This window comes from Leeuwenhoekiella nanhaiensis (assembly GCF_002744755.1).
GTDB lineage: Bacteria > Bacteroidota > Bacteroidia > Flavobacteriales > Flavobacteriaceae > Leeuwenhoekiella > Leeuwenhoekiella nanhaiensis.
The window spans coordinates 616,879-639,392 of the sequence record NZ_KZ319287.1 but is presented as its reverse complement, the minus strand read 5'-3'; the positions used below and the strand labels follow the sequence as shown (position 1 = coordinate 639,392).

The 22,514-nt window shown below is 42.1% G+C and carries 19 protein-coding genes; all 19 read right to left on the bottom strand.

Annotated elements, in window-relative coordinates:
* Positions 1 to 12: 12 nt before the first annotated feature.
* Entirely contained in the window at positions 13 to 1,164 is a 1,152-nt protein-coding gene (locus tag CJ305_RS02795; protein ID WP_099644698.1) for an efflux RND transporter periplasmic adaptor subunit, read from the bottom strand.
* A gap of 27 nt (positions 1,165 to 1,191) precedes the next feature.
* Positions 1,192 to 2,451, bottom strand: coding sequence for an ABC transporter permease (locus CJ305_RS02790; protein ID WP_099644697.1), 1,260 nt, complete (start codon positions 2,449 to 2,451; stop codon positions 1,192 to 1,194).
* Between the two features lie 26 nt (positions 2,452 to 2,477).
* The gene (locus CJ305_RS02785; protein ID WP_099644696.1) at positions 2,478 to 3,722 is read right to left on the bottom strand and encodes an ABC transporter permease; all 1,245 of its coding nucleotides are present in this window, start codon (positions 3,720 to 3,722) and stop codon (positions 2,478 to 2,480) included.
* A complete protein-coding gene (locus CJ305_RS02780; RefSeq protein ID WP_099644695.1) occupies positions 3,715 to 4,416 on the bottom strand; it encodes an ABC transporter ATP-binding protein in 702 nt (233 codons plus the stop codon). Before CJ305_RS02780 ends, CJ305_RS02785 begins: the two co-directional genes overlap by 8 nt.
* Before the next feature lie 137 nt (positions 4,417 to 4,553).
* Complete coding sequence (locus CJ305_RS02775) at positions 4,554 to 4,769, bottom strand: hypothetical protein (RefSeq protein WP_099644694.1); 216 nt, start codon at positions 4,767 to 4,769, stop codon at positions 4,554 to 4,556.
* A 6-nt stretch (positions 4,770 to 4,775) separates the two neighbouring features.
* A complete protein-coding gene (locus CJ305_RS02770) occupies positions 4,776 to 5,351 on the bottom strand; it encodes a DUF420 domain-containing protein (RefSeq protein ID WP_099644693.1) in 576 nt (191 codons plus the stop codon).
* Positions 5,352 to 6,101, bottom strand: coding sequence for an SCO family protein (locus tag CJ305_RS02765; RefSeq protein ID WP_099644692.1), 750 nt, complete (start codon positions 6,099 to 6,101; stop codon positions 5,352 to 5,354).
* Positions 6,102 to 6,106: 5 nt separating this feature from the next.
* Positions 6,107 to 6,832 carry a hypothetical protein gene (locus CJ305_RS02760; RefSeq protein ID WP_317043982.1) on the bottom strand — a complete coding sequence of 242 codons (726 nt, stop codon included), beginning with the start codon at positions 6,830 to 6,832 and terminating at the stop codon, positions 6,107 to 6,109.
* Positions 6,833 to 6,889: 57 nt separating this feature from the next.
* The gene (locus CJ305_RS02755; protein ID WP_099644691.1) at positions 6,890 to 7,249 is read right to left on the bottom strand and encodes a cytochrome C oxidase subunit IV family protein; all 360 of its coding nucleotides are present in this window, start codon (positions 7,247 to 7,249) and stop codon (positions 6,890 to 6,892) included.
* Positions 7,250 to 7,294: 45 nt separating this feature from the next.
* Positions 7,295 to 8,278: a cytochrome c oxidase subunit 3 gene (locus CJ305_RS02750; protein ID WP_099644690.1), complete on the bottom strand. Its 984-nt coding sequence runs from the start codon at positions 8,276 to 8,278 to the stop codon at positions 7,295 to 7,297.
* A gap of 221 nt (positions 8,279 to 8,499) precedes the next feature.
* Positions 8,500 to 9,093 carry a cytochrome c oxidase subunit 3 gene (locus CJ305_RS02745; protein ID WP_099644689.1) on the bottom strand — a complete coding sequence of 198 codons (594 nt, stop codon included), beginning with the start codon at positions 9,091 to 9,093 and terminating at the stop codon, positions 8,500 to 8,502.
* Entirely contained in the window at positions 9,093 to 9,986 is an 894-nt protein-coding gene (gene cyoE, locus CJ305_RS02740) for a heme o synthase (RefSeq protein ID WP_223248784.1), read from the bottom strand. The genes CJ305_RS02745 and cyoE overlap by 1 nt, the downstream gene beginning before the upstream one ends.
* A 129-nt stretch (positions 9,987 to 10,115) precedes the next feature.
* Positions 10,116 to 10,523: a Dabb family protein gene (locus tag CJ305_RS02735; RefSeq protein WP_317043981.1), complete on the bottom strand. Its 408-nt coding sequence runs from the start codon at positions 10,521 to 10,523 to the stop codon at positions 10,116 to 10,118.
* Positions 10,524 to 10,538: 15 nt separating this feature from the next.
* Positions 10,539 to 12,641, bottom strand: a complete 2,103-nt coding sequence (locus CJ305_RS02730) for a gliding motility protein RemB (protein WP_099644687.1) — start codon at positions 12,639 to 12,641, stop codon at positions 10,539 to 10,541.
* 148 nt (positions 12,642 to 12,789) lie between these two features.
* A complete protein-coding gene (locus CJ305_RS02725; protein WP_099644686.1) occupies positions 12,790 to 13,566 on the bottom strand; it encodes an energy transducer TonB in 777 nt (258 codons plus the stop codon).
* Between the two features lie 111 nt (positions 13,567 to 13,677).
* A complete protein-coding gene (locus CJ305_RS02720; protein WP_099644685.1) occupies positions 13,678 to 14,406 on the bottom strand; it encodes an energy transducer TonB in 729 nt (242 codons plus the stop codon).
* Between the two features lie 53 nt (positions 14,407 to 14,459).
* Entirely contained in the window at positions 14,460 to 14,777 is a 318-nt protein-coding gene (locus CJ305_RS02715) for a VanZ family protein (RefSeq protein WP_189319364.1), read from the bottom strand.
* Between the two features lie 61 nt (positions 14,778 to 14,838).
* Positions 14,839 to 15,219 carry a glycine cleavage system protein GcvH gene (gene gcvH, locus CJ305_RS02710; protein ID WP_099644683.1) on the bottom strand — a complete coding sequence of 127 codons (381 nt, stop codon included), beginning with the start codon at positions 15,217 to 15,219 and terminating at the stop codon, positions 14,839 to 14,841.
* A 12-nt stretch (positions 15,220 to 15,231) separates the two neighbouring features.
* A complete protein-coding gene (gene sov, locus CJ305_RS02705; protein ID WP_099644894.1) occupies positions 15,232 to 22,509 on the bottom strand; it encodes a T9SS outer membrane translocon Sov/SprA in 7,278 nt (2,425 codons plus the stop codon).
* Positions 22,510 to 22,514: the final 5 nt, after the last annotated feature.

Genomic DNA, 22,514 nt, shown 5'->3' with positions numbered 1-22,514 from the left:
TTTTAATTTGGTTTAAAAAGATTGAACGGGCACCGTCGCATTCCACACTTTTATAGCGTCGTCAGGCTGTATCCCCTCAAGGATTTCTACATAAATTCCGTCGCTAACTCCCAGTTTCACATCTCTGCGCTCAAACTGCTGATCGCCTACTTCAACTTCTACAAAGGGTTGCTGCGTTTTTGAATCGTACTGAATAAGCGCTTCTTTTACTGCAAGCACATCTTCCGCCTTTTCCAAAATAATAGATGCGTTAGCACTAAGACCGGCGCGGATAAAGGTTGAGTCTATTTTTGCCAGGGTTCCTTTGATCTCAAATTGAATAGCTCCGTTTTCGGCGATTCCCTTGGGGGCTATATAGTCTAAGGTAGCATCAAAACTTTGATCCTCAATAGCACCAACGGTAATCTCTAAAGGAAGACCTTCTTTAATCTTACCCACTTCGCTCTCATCAACCTTTCCTTCAAAAATCATATCATTTACATTAGCCAGTGAAGCGATTGTTGTTCCGTCATTAAAATTGTTGGCTTCTATAACCTGATTTCCTTCCTTAACCGGAATCTCGAGAACCATCCCGTCTATGGTTGCCTTCACCTGTGTGGTGGCGGCATTCCCCAAACCGGCGGTAGTCCCGGTACGCACAATATCGTAGTTCTGTACTGCAGAATTTAAACTCACCTGTTGTTGTCTCCATTCCTGCACGGCCCGGTCGTATTCGCGTTTATTGATATCGAATTCGTTTGCAGAGATTACCCCGCGCTCGTAAAGTGAACTTTGCCTGCTGAAAATACTCTTTTGATTTTCATAAGCCAGCTTGGCCGTCTCCAGCTGATTGCGGGCGCTTTGAATATTGTTTTTTGCATTTACCAAAGAAGAAACATTGGGAACCACATCAATTTTCGCGATCATGTCCCCCTGCTTTACGATCTGACCGGCTTCGACATAAATCTCAGCTATAATTCCTGAAATGTTGGGCTTGATCAAAATCTCTTCATTAGGAACAATACTTCCGGTAGCGACCGTTTTTTTAATAATCGTCTGCCGTGAAGGTTTTTCGGTAGTATACACCACCGGATCTTCCTGATTTTTCTGGTAGAAATAGTACAGAGAGCCTACAAACACAAGGCCTATGACAACCAGAATACTAATAGTAACAGATTTTTTCATAAAATAGATTCGTTTTTTGTTGATGTTTTATTCGTCGCGAAGGGCGTCTATGGGTTTAACTTTTATAGCATTTTGTGCCGGTATGAAGCCGGCTAAAAGGCCTGAGGATATGAGAATGAATAGTGCGATTAATATGGTTGACAAATCGACACTGGGGTTTGCAAACATTTCTACAGGACCGTTAGCATCAAGTATTTTGTTTAGCACATAGATTACCAGAGCTCCTAAAGAAACTCCCGCCATCCCGGAAATTAAGGTTAAGAAAACCGACTCGGTTAGAATCTGACTGCGAATGGACCAGGGGCTGGCACCCAGCGCGCGGCGTATTCCGATCTCTTTGGTACGCTCTTTCACCACAATGAGCATGATATTGCTGATCCCGATTATTCCCGACAGGAGCACTAAAATTCCTACGAAATAAGCAACCGCTTTTAAAGCAATAAATAACCCGTCTACTTTTTGATATTGTTCATACAAATCAAAATTTCCTATCGCACGATCATCTTCGGGATGAATACTGTGTCTGGTTTTTATGATATCAAAAACCCGCTCTTTCAATTTAGTGATGGAATAGCCATCTTTTGCGGTGATCGCCATCCATCCTACGTTGTTTCCCATATTAAATGCCTGCGAAAAAGCCGTAAAGGGGACATAAATTTGTTTCTGCTCTTCTTCGGCATCCCCATTGCTGGATACGATGGAGTACGTACCCACAACCATAAAATTGACGCCGTTTATTTTAATGTACGTTCCTATAAAATCTTCTCCCTTGTCGTAAAGGGCATTGCGCACGCCTTCCCCAATTACGGCTACTTTTCGCTTTGATTCAATATCGCCATAGTTTAAAAACCGCCCGGAAGTAATATTCATAGGCTGCTGCTCAATATATTCCGGGTAGTCCCCGTATACATTAAAAGCCCCGGTATTGATACCGCGCACCACATTGTTAGCTCCGCCAAAACCTCCAAGTTGATTTCGAGGAGATACAAAGCGCAGTTCAGGGATATTTTCCTTTAAAGCTGCCACATCATCAAGGTCATAACTGAAGCGACGTCCTTTTGGCAGACCTTTATAGGGTTTTGAGATCACCTGCGTCCACATAAACATGCTATTGGTCGCCATGTTTCCAAAGTCCTTTTTCACCCCGTTCTCAAGACCTTTGCCTGCAGCAAGCAGGATTACCAGAATGAAAATCCCCCAGAGCACCCCAAAAGCAGTAAGAGCCGTTCTAAACCAATTTCGGCTTAAGGCTTCAATAATCTCATCCCAACTGTCTTTACTAAACATAAGCTTCAGGCTGTTCTCTTTATTTTTTACTCTTCACGTAATGCAGCAATAGGTTTAATGCGTGCTGCGCGCCATGCCGGTACAAAACCTGCCAGCGCTCCCGCAAGTATCAGGATAAAAACGGTTGTGATGGCTACATTAAAATTAACTGTGGGATTGCGTATATAGTCCATTTGCAAATTGGGCCCTATAAGCTCCAGTAGTGTCATACTAAAAAGCAGGCCCGAAAAACCAGCAATTGCCGTTACAAAAATCGATTCGTGCAAAATCATACTCACAATAGACCAGGGTTCAGCACCCAGAGCTTTGCGTATTCCGATCTCTTTGGTGCGCTCTTTTACGATGATCAGCATGATGTTACTCACCCCTACCACACCGGCAATTATGGTAAAAATCCCTACCACCCAAAAGAAGAGCTTGATCATCCCAATAAGATCGTAAAAGCGTTTAGCCTCTTCCAGCGTATTGTTGATGTTGATCGCACTGGTATCATCTGGAGCTACCAGATGCCGCTCTTTGAGAAAGCTTTCTATTTCATTTGAAAAATTGATAGATTGTGCAAGCGTGGCTTCAAAGTTTGCTTTTGGTTTAAGTGTAAAACCCAGATTACGCACTTTATCTGAACCACCAAAAACCCGTTGTGCCGTAGAAATAGGAACAAAAACTCGGGTCTCTTCACGCTCGCCCCCGGGATCTGAATATACCCCAACTACATAAAAGTTGATTCCGTTTACCTGAATCAGTTTCCCAAGCGCATCCTGTTTACCAAAAAGGTCCTGTTTTACCTTATTCCCAATAACCACAACTTTGGTTTTGTCGTCGTGATCAGAATAATTGATATAGCGCCCGTTTACCATACTTTCGTTTTCTAAAAATTGATAATCGGGATACACACCTTCAACGCGGTAACTTCCGGTTTCTTTGCCGTAGGTTAAATTACCACTCCAAATACGGTAGACGGCAGACTTAAATTCAAGATTATCTTCATATTTCTCAATGAGATAATTGTAATCGGCATTAGTCATCTCTACAAATCTACCCGGATTAAGCCCTTTATACTCAACAGAAGTTACCCCACTCCAGACCGAAATACGATTTGTTGCATCACGCTCAAACTCTTTTGCAATACCGTTTTGCATTCCCTGACCCAAAGCCAGAAGAATGACCAAAATAAAAATACCAGAAGCTACAGATAAGCCCGTAAGAAAGGTGCGGAGTTTGTTTTTCCGGATAGTTTCAAATATTTCCTGCCAACGCTCCAGACTAAACATGAGATGCCGCTCTTACCTGATTGATTTTTGTATCGTCTATGATCAAACCGTCTTTGAGATTTACAATACGCTTGGTCATATGAGCAATATCATCTTCGTGAGTTACCACTAAAATGGTTTTACCCTCGTCATTAATGCCCTGTATAAGTTCCATTACCTCGTAGCTGGTTTTGGTATCCAAAGCACCGGTAGGTTCGTCAGCAAGCAAGACTTTAGGATCAGAAGCCAAAGCTCTGGCGATTGCCACACGTTGTTTTTGTCCGCCGGAAAGTTCATTAGGCATATGATGCGCCCAGTTTGCCAAGCCTACCTTTTCGAGGTAAGCCATCGCTTTATCGGTTCGCTCAGCGCGCTTCATACCTTGATAATACAAAGGCATCCCTACATTATCTAGGGCACTTTTATAATTGATAAGATTGAAAGACTGAAAAATAAAGCCCAGGAATTTGTTGCGATAACGTGCTGCGATCTTTTCGTTCAGGTTTTTGATGGGAGTACCATCTAGCGTATAACTCCCCTGATCTGCTTCGTCAAGCATACCCAAAATATTGAGTAAAGTAGATTTTCCGGATCCTGACGAACCCATAATACTCACCAGTTCGCCTTCTTCAACGCTAAAATTTATTCCCTTGAGGACATGAAGCGAGTTAGCGCCCATAGTATAGGACTTATGGAGGTCTTTAATGGTGATCATAATGATGGTTTAGTGTACAGCGAGACTGAAAATTACAGTCTTAACCCATCAAATAGACTCAAAAAAGCTGTAAATGTTACATTTAAACCTAAAATAATTAACATTTAGAGACTTTCAGACAACTAAGCTTAGAGTCTCTAGGAAGATTTACGTCTGCTTCGGTAAATAAAATAAATAAGACCGCCCATGAGCAGATAGGGTATTGCGGCAAGATATACAATTCCGTTATTAACCCCTTCAGCCATACTGTTATCGGTCTCACTTTCCAGAACGGCGCGACACATGGCGCACTGCGCCTGCATAGCAAAACTAAGCAATAGAAAAAGTACAGTAAGACTAAAACGTTTCAACATAACTAATTAAACAGGATAATAGGGAAATATCATGAAATATACCACAACCCCGGTTACTGCTACATATAACCAAATTGGAAAGGTGATGCGGGCAATCTTGCGATGCAACTCAAACTTGCCTAATGTTGCCCGTACGTAGGTAATGAGAACAAACGGAATCACTCCTATTGACAACAAAATATGTGTAATCAAAATAAAATAATACACATACTTAAAGACTCCGACCGCAGCATTTTCAGCATCTGAAAGCACGCCGTCAAGATTGGTATCTCCAAATTTTGTAGAATCTGAAGTCGCGTGATAAAGCACATACAAAACCAAAAATATCACAGAAAGCGCAATACAGGTTTTCATCAATTTCTCGTGCAGGTTTCGGTTTCCTTTTTTGATTTGGATAACAGCAGTAATGAGTAAAATCGCGGTTAAGGCATTAATACCGGCATAAATAGGAGGCAAAAAGCCCAGCCGCTCCACATTAGGAATACGCACCATAAATAAAAGCGCCACTGCGATAGGTATGGCTACCGAAAGTATAACAATCCATCTATTATACAGCTTTTCCTTTTTTGCAAGATCGTTCATCTAACTGTTGTTCTTGTTCAATAATTTTTTAATATCCTCAATGAGGATGTCTATCTGCGAAGTCTCTTCACCTTCCACCTCTTCAGCTCCCTGTGGAATAAATCCGCGATAGTAAATCAACGGATTGCCAAACTCATCTTTACGGGAACGAATAAAACCGTTTTGATCAACTAACGCAAACAAACCGGAATGCTGAAAGTTTCCTTCTATTTCGGGATTTTCCTGAGCCAACAGATTGAAACCTACATTAGCCAGTTCATAAATATCCTCTCGATCCCCGGTCATCATATGCCAATCAGGGTCTGTAACGCCGTATCGATCTGCATATTCTTTTAGAACTCCAGGGGTATCGTGCTCAGGATCTATGCTGAAGCTGGCAATACCAAAATCAGGATTATCTTTAAACGTATTTTGTATCATAACCAGATTCTGATTCATCGGGATACAAATAGTAGGACATCGTGTAAAAAAGAATTCAACCAGAAAAACCTTTCCCTTGTAGGTATCTTCGGAGATGGTATCGCCGTTTTGATCTACAAATTCAAAATGCGGAACCTTTCGGTCCTTCCCGTTAATGTTGATATAGGATAGTTCACCATCATTTTCTTTGCTGTCCAGTTTGGCGACATTGAGACGGTCGTTCTGCACCACTTCACCACGCTTGAGGCGGTCTATTATTTTTGGAATCACTATAATCCCGAAAATGAATACAATTACGGCAATGCCTATATAGGTTTTCTTTTTATTCATATCAACTAGCGATCTGCATTATTTTTTTTCAGGGCAAGACGGTATTCGGCAAGGATAATCTTGACATCATCTTTCATCTTATTTGACAATTCTGCAATGTCTGAACTATCATATCCATAAAGCACGCCTTCATCCTCATCATCGTCCCTGCCTCTTAAATTCCGATCTTTATCCACAATGAAGATATACTTTGAACCTCCGTCAGCCATCAAATCATAAGGTGTATTTAAACCTTTAAAAATAGCTGTAATAGTTTCCTGTGGAAGGCTAACAAAGTGCCAATTTGAGATATCGGTAAGTCTGGCCAATTCGGTTTTAACTCTGTCCAGCTCTGTAGCATCAATTGTTTGAGGTACCAGATAGACAAACTGAAAATCATCAAATTCCCGGAACGGTTTAAAGATTTTCTGATTCAGGTTAAACAAATCGCCACCTTCGCGCTCTATAGTATTTCCTAAAAAACCAAGTACGGTTATTTTATTCTGCAATTGAACGGCTGAAGCAGCTTGTAGCTCTGGCACGTCTTCTTTAAGAATGGGTAATTTTGCAAAATTGTGAATTCCTGACGCAAAGAAAAGATAGGCCACAATAGGCAGGATGAATAACACACCTAAAACAAAATACTTTTTCATAGCCAAATCATCTAAATTTGGGTCAATCAGGTTTTTATGCACAGCATCGGGAGACCTTTCCGAAACCGAATGCAAAGGTACATCACAGAACGTTTGCATTAAAACAAGACATAAAAAAAGACGACCTAAGTCGTCTTTAATAATTTCAATATAGGATTAAAAATCCCAGGCTATATAACCTTCTTTATACACATCAAAAATGTAATCTCCTTCTGTAAGCAGAATAAAGATTAAATAGCAAACCAGGAATATACCTGTCCATACAACCGAACGTCGCAAGCCTTTGGTCTCATGCTCCATGTGCATGAATGCCCAGGTAATCAAATAGGCTTTGTACAGGGTAAGGATGATAAATATCCAGTTAAGCAGGTGCATTCTTAGGAAGTCTGTCTCAATAAGAAACCCAGGTCTTACAATACCCAAAGCTACTTCAACGATGGTTACTATCGAAAGTATTCCAAAAACCGTCCAGATTCTTTTAGTAGCAGAACCGTGATGTGCTGAATCGTGTGCCATTATATTTATGTTATAGTTTCCGCTTTGCGGAATAATTTTTTAAGATTAAACCAGGTAAAAGAATGTAAATACGAATACCCAAACCAGGTCAACAAAGTGCCAGTAAAGACCTACTTTTTCAACCATCTCATAACTTCCTCTTCGCTCGTATGTTCCCAGGATCACGTTGATAAAGATGATGATGTTGATGATCACACCCGAAAATACGTGGAAACCGTGGAAACCGGTAATAAAGAAAAAGAAGTCTGCAAATAATGGAGGTCCGTATTCATTGTGAACCAAATTAGCTCCTTCAACCACCTGCATCCCGTCGTTTTCTAACTTGGCTAAAGACTCCTCTCGTGACAGAATGGTTTTTTGACCGTTTTCAGCAATGAGCTGTGTGCGTACCAGCAAATCCGGATTTGCTTTAAATCCTTCAATAACCTCAGCAAGCTGGTATTTAGGTAAACTGCTTTCAGACTCATACCAAAGCGCTTCGCTTCGGGTTAAACGGGTGCGGTCTGAAGGAAGATCTACTGCAAAAGATTCAATAGCTACCTGCTCACCTTCCGCATTTACAAACTGAATGATTTTACCACCATTTGTTTCTACTGCTCCATACTCACCAGAAATAAAATTTGCCCATTCCCAGGCTTGAGAGCCTACGAATACCACACCACCTATAATGGTAAAGAACATATACCAAATCACCTTATTCTTCTTCATCTGGTGACCGGCGTCTACGGCAAGTACCATGGTTACAGAAGAGAAAATAAGAATAAAGGTCATCAACGCCACATAATACATAGGAGCATCTACCCCGTGTAAAAAAGGAAAGTGCGTAAACACTTCATCGGCGATTGGCCAGGTATTGATAAATTTAAAACGGGAGAACCCGTATGCTGCGAGAAAACCGGAAAATGTGAGCGCATCCGAAAGGATGAAAAACCACATCATTAATTTACCGTAACTCGCTTTTAGAGGTTGTTCATCCCCGCCTCCCCAGATTTTGCCTTCTGTGCCTGTTTTAACAGCTGTAGCGTTCATATTTTAATATCGGTTTATAAGCGTTGCAAAAATAGGTATTTTAAAAATGCTTTTCAAAGCAATAATCGGTATTTATAACCATTCAAAAAAAAGAATCCTTAAAGGTTTTTTAATATTCTAAATCAGGCTAAGCTGATTTCGTAAGTAACAAATTTTCATTTTCAGGGCAAGTCTCACAGTTTTAATCCATTTGGCGGCGCCAATAAAAACAGAACCTTCAGCTAGTGGATCAGATCGCCTGCGAACATAAAAAACAGGAAAAGATAAATCCAGAGTATATCTACAAAGTGCCAGAAGGTCGCGCCCAGCTCAAGCCCGAGCGTCTTACCGTTAGAATATTTACCACGTAACTGCTGCACAAGAACCACAAGCAATACTAAAATACCGGCAGCAACGTGTACCACGTGACTTATAACAAAAGCGTAAATGAAAGAGGTGGTCACATTACTCTGACTTCCGGTAAAGAAATAGCCTTCCTGAACAATTTCACCAAAGCCTACAAACTGAAAAACAACGAAACCAACTCCCAAAAAAGTCGTAACAACGAGAGCAAGCGTACCGAGTGCATTCTTTTCTTTAGAAATCGCCCACTTAGCTACCAGCATGCTCAGACTGCTCAGAATGATAATCGCGGTACTGATGTAAAAAGCCTGCGGCAACTGAAAATCATGAAGCCAGTCTTTACGCTCACTACTTACAATGTACGCACTGGTAAGCCCCCCAAACATCATCGAAAGACTTACAATACCAAACCAAAGCATCATTTTTTTAGAACGTGCGATTTTTACCTGTTGTGATTGCGATGTATAATCCATTACCTTATAAATTTATCAGCTACGTAAATAATTTGAATCAATGTGATGTAACTCACGCTAGAAAGCATGAGTCGTTTGGCGGTAAGGTTGTTTTTATAAATGTAAAGTCTAACGGCATAATACAGTAGCCCCAGACCTAATATTCCTACTAATATCGCAGAGACCGGCGTTAAATAGAGTCTTCCGGTTACTCCAAAAACCGGAATGAGCGACACCAAAATGGTCCAGATCGTATAGAGAATTACCTGTATCGCCGTTCCGCGGTCTCTTTCGCCGGTAGGCAACATAAAGAAGCCTCCTTTTTTGTAATCCTCATACAAAAACCAGCCTATCGCCCAAAAATGGGGGAACTGCCAAAAGAACTGCAGCATAAATAAGGTTCCGGCCTCAATACCAAAATTTCCCGTAGCTGCAATCCAACCCATCATAAACGGAATAGCACCCGGAAAAGCCCCGACAAAAACAGAAAGCGGTGTTTTTGTTTTTAGTGGAGTATACACACAAACGTATAAGAATATGGAAATTGCCCCAAAAACCGCAGTTATTGGGTTAATGATATAGAGAACCAGCAAGCCCAGAATCGTAAAGGTTGTAGCAATGCTAAAAGCAGTTCGCACAGACATACGCCCGGCAGCAACCGGTCTGTTTTTGGTGCGATCCATCAAAGCATCCAGATCTCTCTCTATTATTTGATTGTAAGCATTTGAAGCGCCCACCATCAGATAGCCTCCTACAGCCAACAGCAATACCGTAAGCCAGTCTATACTGTATGCGCCTAAAAGATAACCCGCCATGCTTGAGAATACCACACTGATGGCGAGACGCATCTTGGTGATTTCTTTAAAATCCTGCCAGGCGGAAGGGGCTAAATTATGAGATTTTGCAAGGCTCAAAAGCGTGTTTTTCAAGGGCTTTAAAAAGTCGTGCAAAGATACCACACACACGGCATCTGCACAAGGGTTCTTGAAGATATCTAAAAGCCTCTGGTTTTAATAAATCAAGGGCCGGCCTTACTATAAAAATTAATGACCTATACCCACCGCATCGTAAACCTGTACCCGCTCCCACAAATGCGAAGCTTCTTCAACAAACTTGAGATGCACTGGCTCTTTTTGATACTGATCCTGAATTTCTTTTGATGGAAAGGTTAGGATTATAGAATACGTCCAACTATTATCTACCACATCACGAGGTGTGTTAGCAGGCTTGCCTATAAATTTGGTTTGCGCGTATTCGCTCGTGTTTAAGAATTGCTTCAAGGCTTTTTCAAATTCAGCACGGTCTTCGGCACTATCCGGATTATTTAGCCAAAAATAGACTACGTGTGCAAAATTGGAATCAAAGATGATTTCCGGTTTTTCAGTTTTCTTTTCGCAAGAACTCAAGATGAGGAGCATAAAAACTGCAATACTGTTTCTTAATAATTTCAAAGCTAAATGTTTTAGTTAATAGTCAAAATACCAGTTGAACAAATCGGTCCTAAAACCAAAATTCACCCAAACTGTACGTTCTGCAAGATTTACAGGATCAAACTGCTCAATGCGGTGATCTCTATACAAAACGGAGGCATAAAGTTTCAGGTTTGTAGATGGGTTTACCAAGTACCCCACTTCAACATTACCCAAAAAGGTGTTGGCTCTATTTCCCTGTCCTATTTCTATACCCAATTCAGATGGTATATTTTCATCATTTCCGTAAATGCTTCCACCGTAATAGACCTGATCGATATCCCCAATCTCAAAGCCGCGTTCTCCATAAATAATTTTGGCTGCACCAAACCACCTGTCGTTGCGGTAACGCGCAATAGCGATAAGCTCTCTAAAATTCGCTCCCCACAAGTGCGCCATAGACTGATTGTTATGCCCGTAATTGAGTTCTATCTCATTATTAGAATAAACATACGGCCGTACCTGATTAAACTCCAATTGTAGCTGTAAGTTATCTACATTAAAAGCATCGTAGTATTTAAAACCAAGCTGTACGCCTTGTTTATTCTGAAACGACTTCGTATTACTAAAAACGGCTCCGGTAGAAAATTCATCAATAATGACCTGAGCATAGGCATTAAAGCGATCGCTGAATTTGTATTTCCCACTCAACCCGATCAGGGCGTTACCTCCCCGAGAACCCGTGGAAAATTCAATCGCCCTGTAAAAAATTACAGGATTTAAATAATTAAGGTCAAAGCCCCGATCGTTATCGTTAGTCCAGATTACGTTTTCAAAAAGCCCAATATTCAGTCTTTTAGTCACATTTAAACTCAAATAATGGTTAGCCATATATTTGGTTTTAAAAGAGCCGTCTGCAACAACTTCAGGCCGCACATCGCGTAACGACATCCAGGTATTGGTATATTTAAGTTTCCAGAAGGTAGTATTCAGCTTAAAAAATGGGTACGGACTCGCATTATCTGAAAGCAAAAGAGAACGGTAACCGTCACCTATAAAATTTTTACCGTGACCAAACTGAAAATTGAAGTATTTATTTGGCGTATAGGAAAGATAGCCTTCGGCAACCGGATAATCAAAATCTCCGGAAGCAGATTCTGCAGCTACCCCCCTTCCGGGAACAATGGCTGGATTACCTCCGTCAGGTCTGATAGATCGTGCGAATCTATTAAAATAACCTGCAAAAGTGCCCTGACTCTCGTAAACCACGGTGTAGAAATTTAAATTCTTCCCCAGACCACCCTGAAAGATAACCGCACGCGTATTGTTATAGGTAAAACTTTGATCTTCATTATCGTCCGTCTCAAAGCCCAACTGAAGGTCTGCAGCCGGATCTAAAGTAAACCAATAATCCTCCCCTTGCAGGGTAACCATATGCTCATTCCACAATTTACGCCCAAACCACGACTCTTTTTTTTTATATAAACCTTCACGAGCTTCTTTAAAGTCGTAATAAGCATTGACATTATCGTAAGTAAACGGCTTTCCTGCCGTATGCGTATTGGTGCCTACCCGGTTGAGCTCCTGATCAAACCGACTGTAGGTTTCATGAGAAAACGGAATGAATAATTGTGAATGGTATTCTCTATTTTCAAACGGAAAGGTTTTTATTGCATCGTACTCACTTTGCTCCTCAAGCTTTTTGACGGGTACGGCTCCTGTTTTAAACTCTTTAACTGCGGAAGAATCTTTAGAAAACGGAATAGGTATAGGCATATTAAACTGCATATACGTTGGACGGGCATTGTAGGTTGCCGGTTTTATCTGAGGCAATTCAGTAAATACGCGGGTGATTTCGCTGCGTAATTCCTCATAAATACCGGTGACGTGCAGCAACTCAAACTTTCCCTCTTCAGTAACTTCAAAAAGCACCACCAGGTCACCCTGATACTGCTCATCAATAACCCGTTGAGGCATATTAAATTCAGCTTTTATTTTATTGATCAGGGTCTCATTGAAGCAAGCCGAAAGTTCAACGGCCGCAACCTCTTCACATTCTTCAAAAGTAGGATACTGTTCAAAGTTACCGGTGATAAGCTGAGCCTGCAACGCAGAAACTAAAAAAAAGGCTATGCCTGCAGCAAAAGTCTTGAATGACATGAACTTATGAGATTTAGGAGCCGGAAAGATACTATTTTTTCAACATCCTCTTTTTACAGACTCGAATACTTTCAAACACACCCATCAGGGACTAAAAACAAACAGCCCGCCTTATGAGGCGGGCTGTACTAACTTAGAAAAGTAATCTTTAGTCCTGAACCTTAAATTTTATGGGTTGATAATAAATAACACGCACATTGCGATCCCGTTGCTTACCGGGCTCCATTTGAGGTAATTTTTCCATAACGCGCAAGGCCTCTTCTTCTAGAGCGGGGTGTGGAGCACGGGTTTTCAGATCGATTACCTTGCCAAATTCATCAATAGTAAACTGAATATCTACTTTATTGACGCCTTGCAGACCATAGCGCTCCCCAATGCCTGTATCAAAATTACGATTAATGAACTGATTCATTTTTTCCTGCATACAGGCTTTTAGCTCTTCATTAGAATTAAAGCCCTCACATCCCGGAAAAACCGGAACGCGCTCAACTACAATAAAAGAAGTAGTCTCAACGGGCTCATCAGGAATTGGCTCAAAACTTTCATCAGTAATCGGACCATCGGTAGTGGGAGGCACAGGGTCTACAAAAGTAAAATCAGGAATTTTGACATCATCTTCTTCTATCACAGGCGGTAAAAGCTCTGATACGTCTGGTGCTTTAGGCGGCTCTTGTTTTACCTCCTCACGCCTTAAGGGTTCGCTCCAGTCATCCAAAGATAGCGTTGCGATGTCTGGCGCCGGGGGCGTTTCATATCGGGTAATTGGAGATTTGAGTTCTAGCACTACAATTGCTAACGTGAGCGCCACGATTAAACCCATTTGAAAATACACAACCGTGTTTTTTCGTAGATTTACATCGCGCTTGCTTGTTGTGCGATCTGCGCTTTGCCGAGCGCGAGATTCGCTTTGTTGAGAATTACTCATAAATAAAGTTTTAATGGTTACTAATACTTAAAACTTTAACAAGAAGCTTGCCATAAAAAAACCCGTCTCGCTTTCGCGGACGGGTTTTGATATTTTACCAGATTATTAGGATTAATCCTGTACCTGAAATACGATAGGAAGTGAGTAAAGTACCCCAACTGCCTTACCACGCTGCTTACCTGGAGTCATTTGCGGTAATAACTTGATTACACGCTCTGCTTCAGATTCTAGACGCGGGTGCGGACCACGGGATCCTATGTCTACTATATTTCCTTTTTGATCAATTTTGAAACGCACATAAATACGATTAATACCAGAAAGACCTAATTCACTACCAAGCTCCGTGTTGAACTTGCGGTTTACGAATTGACTGATCTTTTCAGACATACACGCTTTTTTGGCGTCGTTTCCTTTTTCGTTTTCACAACCAGGATAAACCGGTACGTTTTCGATAACTGCAAAAGGAACGTCTTCAATAACTTCTTCTTCCTCAAAAGAAACTTCTTCAACCTCTACGATTTCTTCTTCCTGACTGGTTTCAGTAGATTCGATTACGGTTTCTTCAATTTCTTTATCATCCTCAACAACCTCGATGATTTCGGGTGCTGGTGGTGGTGGTGGTGGCGGTGGTGGTGGTGGTGGAGTGTTTAACTCTGTAATCGGCACGTCTTCTTCCAGCTCGTCATCCATTTGAAGCTGTCCGATATCAATGGCCTCTTTCTCATACGTTTTCCACTCGATAGCCATATACGTCAGCCCGAGTATCAAAATAAGACCTAACTGAAAGAAGAGTACACTTCTTTTAGACAGATCTGCTTTAGGATTTTTCTTAGGTTCCATGAATCTTGTTGTTAAGGATTGCTAATTTAAATAAAAAAGGCTTGAACTCGAAATTAAAATTTTGATTTCACTTTTAAAAATTGACTCTTAAAAGCATAAATGACTAATACTGCGGCACAAATACCAACCAGATTCGCCAAAAAATCATTAAAATCTGCTGATCTCGAGCTTGTTACCAATGCTTGTAATGCCTCAATAATTATACCATAAACTAGCGCAAAACCGCAAGATTTTATCAAAGACTGTTTAAAATCATTAGTTTTTGCCTGTAAAATATAAAAAAACGTAAACCACAAGAGGGTAAACACCACATAGGTAATTACGTGCACAAGCTTATCACTATGCTTTGGCGCCTCATTTATATGCGGCATAGGCATCAGGCAAATTACCGCTACAAATAGCGTATAGCCATAAACCCCATATCGCAGCAGTCTACCCACCTATAAGCTCCTGATACACGTCTGCGCTTAATAAGGCATCCAATTCAGCCTCATCAGAAAATTTGATTTTAATCATCCAGCCTTTTCCGTAAGGATCTTCATTTACCATTTCTGGTTCTGACTCCAAAGCCGAATTAAACTCGATAATCTCACCACTCAGGGGTAGGAACAGGTCAGATACGGTTTTTACTGCTTCAACAGTACCAAAAACCTCTTCGCGGTCTAAGGTCTCGCCTTCAGTCTCTACCTCAACATAAACAATATCCCCCAATTCGCCCTGAGCGAAATCAGTAATACCCACGGTTGCCGTATCGCCTTCAATACGCACCCATTCGTGATCTTTAGTGTATTTTAAATCTGCTGGTAAACTCATAGTTGTATTAAATTAATTTCCAAAATTATATTGCAAAGTCAAACCTGATCGTATGGTCGTTTGTGGATATGCGGTCGATATCGCATAAGTCGCAAACGCGTGATCGTAATAAAAAATAGCGGTCAGATTTTTACTCAACGCATAATCTGCCCTAAATGTAAGACCGTAAATATCCTGCCCTGCTGTAATCTGACTGTTATCAACATCCAGATATCTTACAATCGTTTCATTCTGTCTTAGGGACAAGTCGGCCTTAAAGTTTAAATCACTCTTTAAGATGGTACGCTTACCTCCTATATTGGTGGCAAATCTAATATCTTTTAAGCGATATCCCAGCCCTATTATATACTCATTTCCGTGAATTTCGGTAAGCAAATTATTGTCAAAACTCAACGAGAGGGTTCTGTCTTTGCGCAGCTCCGCCAGTATTTTAACCGAATTATTCATCTCAAAATCTAATCTGATCAGCGGCGAAAACATCTCAGTCAGATTTATGTTTGAATATAAAGTCTTACTCATAAAATCACCCGCCTGATTGACCTGAGCATCTTCAGGACCATTATTTAAGCTCCTGTTGTAATTGAGGTTTGTTCTGAATTGATTGATCGTATAACCTGCCTGATACCCGTGATTGATTGAAAAACGCTTAAAACGCTTCTTGAACCAGTCAAATTTCATAAACCCGGTATACTTCAAATTCCAGTTGGGCAGTGGGAAGCTTCTAAAAGCACCCAGCGAAACACTTTCCGCATTACCAGGAGTATAGGCAGATAAAAATGCCGGAAGCAATACTTGCTGACTCGAACGGCTAAAGCCTACCGGATAGCCATTCTCATCTCGTGGGTACTGATCATTTCCATAGAAATCTTCAGCCAGACGCTCAGCTACTATTAACCGGTTTTCACGGAAACGGTTGAAATTAAGAGAAGACTCTAATGAACTTGTATTAAATGCTGTACCTAGCATCAGGGTAGAAATGCTAAAATTACCCAGAGTGTTCCCGGTAAGACTCGCATATTCTAGTGTCGTTGGATTTACCCTATAATTTTCAGCATAGGTTTCCTGATAAATGCGATTCATATTAATATCAATCGTCAGATCTTCCAGGAAGCTGGTTTGCGCCTGTATGTCCAGTTTTCGACCTTCAATCTCACTGTACTGCTCATTGTATTCCTGATACAAGGTCAACCAACCCTGGCGGGCAGCATAATCCCTAATTTCAGCCTGACTTCCAAATACAAAGCCGGTCGTGGGACGGGTCGTTCCCAGGAAGCCAACTCCGGGTAAATATCCGGGAAGGTAAGTTCCGTTGTTTTGCTCGTAGTTGATTTGTATTTGCTTAATACCGCTTGCAATATCTATGAGTAAATCTTTGGTTTTGCTTCCGCCTGAATTTGCCTGAGCCTGATTTCCCTGAGCAGATTGCGGGTTACCCAGCGTAGGTACAGCCCGGCTTCTTGCCTCCCGGGAAGTGGGACCGGAATTTTTCTTTGAAATACCTAACGTATTATACAAACTCTTCATGTCTAATGTAGTCTGAAGCGTGTGCGTGTTAGCATTTTGCACCGAATTCCCCAGGTCTGGAATTCCCTCAAGCGACTGCAGCTGGTACGACCCCCGTGTCCACTGAAAGTCTGCGCTGTAGGAATAGGTTGATTTTACAAAATCAAGAAACGGAAGTTTTCCAACGGGTAGATCATAATTGAGCTGCATATTTTGATTGTGACGGTCCGGAGTACCCACATCAAAGAATTCTGTGTAAACTCCACCGGCATTGGGGTCAATACTGTTATCCTGATTCAGATAATTTCGTACAATCCGGTTTTGATATTGATTTAAATTAACCCGAAGCGACTGCGATATTGGAAAGTTTATCGTGAAGTTGCGATCAAACTGATAGTTACGTTGCACGTAAACCGGCGTGGTATTGATAAAGTTTTCATTGGCCAAAAGATCTCTAAATTGCTGTCTGTTGAATTGCCGCGTGATATTTGAGGTCAGGTTTACACTTGCCGGAAGGTAATTGAAATTGAAATCTTTCAGCAGCTTCCAATACTTACTCGTAAAGAGGGAATCATTCTTTTTAAAAGGCTCAATAGGTTTTTGCTTGAAAGCAAAGCCATACGTTGCCCCCAGACGCACATTCTTATTTACTGCATCCTGTATTTCAAAATCCCTATGATTTTCCTGATTGTGGCTATACGCAAATGTCAGGTTCTCCACATCCCATGGCATAGGCTTTTTATCACCCGTACGTTCCTTGCGCACGCCGATAAAGTTGATGCTCTCCCGGGTGGTTCGCTCAATGGCAACGTTTTCTATACTATCACGTGCGGCAGCATTGGCGGCATTTGCTAAACTCTGCTCGAGTTTTATGTCTGTATAAAGCGGGTCGTACTGGGGTGTGATCGTCTGGTTTCCTTTAGCGTAATTGAAAGGAATTTTAACCCCCCATTTCTTTGGTAAAAGCTGTCCCAGCTCCACATTACTAACCACATCGTAGGATTTCACGTCCTCGCGCGCCCGTTGATTAGGCCCTGCATCTATGCTTCCGAAACCTATTGTAGATTGACGGGCTGTACCTGAAACGGTCGCAAAATCGGCAAGATTGGCATCCAGGTTTAAAATACCGGCCCAACCGCCCTGATTTTGAAGTCCGCTAAGACGCAATTCATTAAACCAGGTTTCGGCACATATGGTTCTGCCACCTTCATCGTTTCCATTTTTAACACCCAGCATCAACAGCCGTACATCCCCAAAACTGGGATTTCCTTTTATCCCTACCCGAACTCTTCCGGTCTCATAAGGTGTTCCCGCGGGGTCTACAATAGGGTTTCCGTCCTGATCAAAATAGGTTATTTGATCCTGAAGCGTATTGAAAGTTCCATTAAAAAAGGTCGCTTTCACGGTTTCCAGAACTTCCAATGGCAATTTTAAACGGTTGGCTTCCGGCCAAATCAAATCAGGACTGCTCGTGTTTAAAGCCGTTGGCGTTAAGGGTAATTCGATCTGATAAAAGTTCTGCGTAAGATCGGTTCCCATTCGTATAAAAGCAACAACCTCATTATCCTGAACGGGGTTCTCATTCAGTAAAGACTCCAGATGCACAAACATCTCGATGTTTTCGTACTGGCGCATATCGAGCCTAAAGTTCTTATATACCGCACGACTGTCCTGAGTTTCCAGATCGCAAACTTCAATAGACAACGACTGCTCATTCTGACGAATGTTGTTGTTATTGTTTATAAGCTCTTCACGGTAAACACCGGGAGGCAATACATAAGGAATGGGGTTGCGATTGCTGTTCTCTTCAATATTTACGGAAGTCACCTCAAAGCGGGTATTTTCGGTATCGGGGTCTGACTCGTCGGGATCAAGCGAGTAAAGATAGCGACGATAATCTCCGCGCACGAGATCCATCGCGCCCATACGCAAAACGACCGGTTGACTCCAACCGCTCATAAACATGCGCATAAAGCGAATAGATCTAAAGTCGTTGATGCCGCCTTGTCTTCCTGTAGGCTGGCTGATGGGAATTTTAAACTGATACCAGGTAACCGGAAGGGTGTTCCCATTTTGAAGGGTTACCTCAATATCCCGCTGGTCTACGATATATTCGTTTTGTACATTGAGACTTTGACGGTTAATATCGAGTTCATACTCATAATAACTGTCAACCGTATTCATCGTGAAGTCCCGGTTAAAATCTTCCACATCAGGAACAGTGGTTGAACCGCGATCCTGCTGCGTGACATCTACCGGTGAGTTTCCTTCCTGCCCGTTGTATTTTTTGTAGCGTTCTAAAACCGAACCCTGCGCAGAAACAAAATATTGATAATTATCTCCCGAAGGGTCATCAAGCCCTGCAAATTCGGGATAGTTAAGTGCTTCCTGATCATCACTCAACCCGTCGTAACCTACATCCTGATTGAGTCGCGCCTGCCCCTCGGTATCAAAAGCGTAAATCAAAGCCTGATTGGTAGGCACTTTACCCCACACGGTAGAAACCGTATTTGAGGCAGAGCCATCCTGAGGCAACCCATTTTCATACTGCTTACGCCCGTCTTTAAGTACATCTTCAGAGATATTACCCAGATTCAAGGTCAGTTTCCCTCCTGTATTTGCTGCATTCTCCGCATAAATAAAAGGATCCATCAACCAGAACTCAATAAACTCCACATTAGACTGCTCAAAATCGGTTGAAGCAAACTGGCGCATGATTCCGCCAAAATTCTGTTCCGGATTTTCTAAAATCTCGTCCTGCGCATCCGGGCTGAAGTTATACGCTCCCCGTTCCTGCGGATAATAAGCCAAATCAAGGGTAAACAGGGCCTGAGTGGTACCCGCTACAATATCCTGTTGCGGAAAAATTTCGTCTCTAAACACCCGGCGTGTGGCATAGGTAGACACATCTGCATCTGTGATGCCGTCTGGTCGCTGATTGGTATAAAAGATAGGGTCTATAGTGTACCAGGCCATTTTTGCCCTGCGATAACCCGTGCGCAAATCACCATTATCAAACTCCCCACCAAAACCAATGGGCGCTGAAGACATAAACCATTGCAATGGCGAGCTGATATCGAGCGAGGTTTGAGCTCCTTCAAAATCGTCAATATAGGAAGCGGCTTCTCCTCCAAAATTGGTCACCTTAGGTTGCCCAGGAATCAGATAAGCTACTTCCCCGCGAAGCGAAATGTTTGAAGGCACATCGGTATCAATGTTAGGCAACTTATTAACCAAACGGGTTAAAAAGGGAACTTCGGTTGAGAAGTTTGCATTGAGGCCAAATATCGTATTGTTTATAGGCTCAAAACTATAGGTCGCTTTTTGGGTAAGCGGCCGCTCATTAAGATTAATCAAGGTTCCGCCAACGATGAAATTCTCATTGAATTGATGCTCTACATTAAGACCGGTAAACCGTTTAGTCTGCTGGCCGAAAAGGGTGTTATTTTCAGTAGAAACCTGAATAGGAACCCCCGAAGCTTTCAAGGCCTGATCAAGAATAATCACACGCCCACGCTGGTAGTCTACCGAATAGTCGAGCCCCTCCTGAAGCACACGCCCACCGGCGGTTACGGTAACAGAACCCTGCGGAATATTAAATCCTCCTATGGGAATCCCCTCTTCCTGCTTAGACTTAAACGTTCCCTGCATTTGAAACAGGTTTTTATCTGCATTATCCTGTGCAATGGTTTTTGTGGAATTGTACAAGGAGCGGTACACATATTTACGCTGGTTTGCATTATAGGTGTCGAGGTTGCCGTAGGTCTCTGAAGGTTGACTGCGCAATTTATTGAAGAGGTATTCTCCAAACGGTTCTACGGAAGTGAAAATTATGCTCCCATTACGTGCGTTTACCGTGGTACCTTCCAGGAAATCAAAAAAGCCATCCCCACCTTCCTGCGGATCACCAAACTGAGTAAGATTATCCAGGTTAAAAACATTAAGCAACGGAGTGTTTGCCACATCTTCGGGCAGGGCGGGGCCTCCTTCTGCCGAAGTAATGTAGTTGATGGGCGCCGGCGAATTGTAAACAATATTCATCCTGAAACCATCTTTCTCCAGCTGACCTACTCCCAGACCGTAGATGTTTTTCATCATTAAATCCCAAACCGGCTCATTAACATCGGTGATGTTACTCTTAAGGAGTTTTACAACCAGCGCCTGAGAAGTACCTCCCTGACCGGGAGTTATAAAACTATCAAGAATACCGTCATTATTGATGTCGCGGCCATTGGTCTGATCTGCATCTGCCGCATCTGCGATCTGATCGCCGTCTGTATCCTGACCATTATTGTTCATACCGTCACCATCTGGGTCTACATCTACGATATCGGGCACTCCGTCACCATCGGTATCCGGGTATGCACCACTAGTGGCATCTACCCCGTCATTAGCGAATTCCCCCACCTGATACACCTCCCCATTAACCGTATATTGAAAAGCAACGGCAAGGACCTCGTCGTTGTTTAAACGCTGATTAAGCGAAATGTAACCCAGCTGACTGTCTAGTGTATATTCTGAAGGCGAAAGCTGACGCGCATTTTCTAAAGACACATAATCAGACCCATCTGCCACTTGCACGTTGCCAAAACCCTGATCTACTGTGGCCGAACTGCGTATCGCGGGGCTTAGAACAGTCTGCCCATTACCGGTTAGACCAAAGGGATTAAAGTCGTTGCTTGAGTTTCTGGGATAGGCACCTGCAGGGAGGTTGATAAAACCTGCCGGAATGTTAGGCAAACCTATTTGATTGGGGTTTGACTCCCCTATATCCTGTATCGCTACAATGTTTCGGGTGTTTTCAAAGCGCTGGGTACGATTGGTTACCCAAACTTCAATACGCGTGATTTGAACATTTGAGTTGATAAATGGATAATTGGCTAAAGCTTTATCGTAATTATCCCGGAAATACTGGGCTAAGAAATAATGCCGGTTTTCATCATATTCCAAAGCGAATATCTGAAAGTCCTGAATAGTCCCATCGCCCTGAGCCAACACCTGATTGGTTTGCGACTGCTGCTCTGAAAACACACCGGTAATTGTGGTTTTACCAAACTGCAACTGCGTCTTTACCCCAAACAGACTCTGTGAACCCTGAATAAGCGCAGAATTAAGTGGCATATTCACATTACCCACTTCAATTTTTTGAATGATATCATCCTCATTAGGCGTGTACTCGAGTTTGATCTGGTTTTGAAAGCTGAAAGTAGATTCGGTATCATAAACCGCGTTCACCTGAAGACGGGTTCCTACCTTACCCAGCAAACTCAGACTGATACGCTGGTCAAAGTCAAAACTAAAATTGGTACGGTTACGCGGCGAAAAACTGGGGTTGTCCTGTTTGGTAAACAAACCTCCTATATCCATAGCCACATTACCGGTAGGTATAAATTCAATTGTATTGCCGCCAAAAATGCTTTCAAAAAGTCCGGAATTCACATAAAAATTAGGCAACAGACTTTTTTGATCTTCTTTACCTTCTTCCGTACGGCCATCAACTGCAGCAATTTTCTGTTGAAAATAAGCCTGCATACGCTCTTTCTGAACGAGCTTTTTAAATTCTTCCGGGGTAAGTATTCGAGGGTAATTGATATTATAACCCCCCAAACTTTCGGTGTAGATATACCGGTCTGTAAGCGGATCGTACGTGTATTTAGAGACTATGGAGTTGGGATTCTTGAGCGCGAGTCTTCCGTAAGAGAAGCCGGTTTTAACCGAATCCTGCTCTTCTTCTTCCTGTGCAAAAACAGCCAGGGGACAGCAAAACACCCCTATAATAAACAGAATTTGAA

Excerpts from the sequence above, each read along its gene's own strand:
- CJ305_RS02785 (WP_099644696.1), bottom strand. The coding sequence starts at position 3,722 with ATGTTTAGTCTGGAGCGTTGGCAGGAAATATTTGAAACTATCCGGAAA.
- CJ305_RS02780 (WP_099644695.1), bottom strand. The coding sequence starts at position 4,416 with ATGATCACCATTAAAGACCTCCATAAGTCCTATACTATGGGCGCTAAC.
- gcvH (WP_099644683.1), bottom strand. The coding sequence starts at position 15,219 with ATGAGTTTACCAGCAGATTTAAAATACACTAAAGATCACGAATGGGTG.
- CJ305_RS02775 (WP_099644694.1), bottom strand. The coding sequence starts at position 4,769 with ATGTTGAAACGTTTTAGTCTTACTGTACTTTTTCTATTGCTTAGTTTT.
- CJ305_RS02725 (WP_099644686.1), bottom strand. The coding sequence starts at position 13,566 with ATGAGTAATTCTCAACAAAGCGAATCTCGCGCTCGGCAAAGCGCAGAT.
- CJ305_RS02755 (WP_099644691.1), bottom strand. The coding sequence starts at position 7,249 with ATGGCACACGATTCAGCACATCACGGTTCTGCTACTAAAAGAATCTGG.
- CJ305_RS02720 (WP_099644685.1), bottom strand. The coding sequence starts at position 14,406 with ATGGAACCTAAGAAAAATCCTAAAGCAGATCTGTCTAAAAGAAGTGTA.
- CJ305_RS02745 (WP_099644689.1), bottom strand. The coding sequence starts at position 9,093 with ATGGATTATACATCGCAATCACAACAGGTAAAAATCGCACGTTCTAAA.
- CJ305_RS02760 (WP_317043982.1), bottom strand. The coding sequence starts at position 6,832 with ATGCAAACGTTCTGTGATGTACCTTTGCATTCGGTTTCGGAAAGGTCT.
- CJ305_RS02715 (WP_189319364.1), bottom strand. The coding sequence starts at position 14,777 with ATGCCGCATATAAATGAGGCGCCAAAGCATAGTGATAAGCTTGTGCAC.
- CJ305_RS02765 (WP_099644692.1), bottom strand. The coding sequence starts at position 6,101 with ATGAATAAAAAGAAAACCTATATAGGCATTGCCGTAATTGTATTCATT.
- CJ305_RS02730 (WP_099644687.1), bottom strand. The coding sequence starts at position 12,641 with ATGTCATTCAAGACTTTTGCTGCAGGCATAGCCTTTTTTTTAGTTTCT.
- CJ305_RS02750 (WP_099644690.1), bottom strand. The coding sequence starts at position 8,278 with ATGAACGCTACAGCTGTTAAAACAGGCACAGAAGGCAAAATCTGGGGA.
- CJ305_RS02790 (WP_099644697.1), bottom strand. The coding sequence starts at position 2,451 with ATGTTTAGTAAAGACAGTTGGGATGAGATTATTGAAGCCTTAAGCCGA.
- CJ305_RS02795 (WP_099644698.1), bottom strand. The coding sequence starts at position 1,164 with ATGAAAAAATCTGTTACTATTAGTATTCTGGTTGTCATAGGCCTTGTG.
- CJ305_RS02770 (WP_099644693.1), bottom strand. The coding sequence starts at position 5,351 with ATGAACGATCTTGCAAAAAAGGAAAAGCTGTATAATAGATGGATTGTT.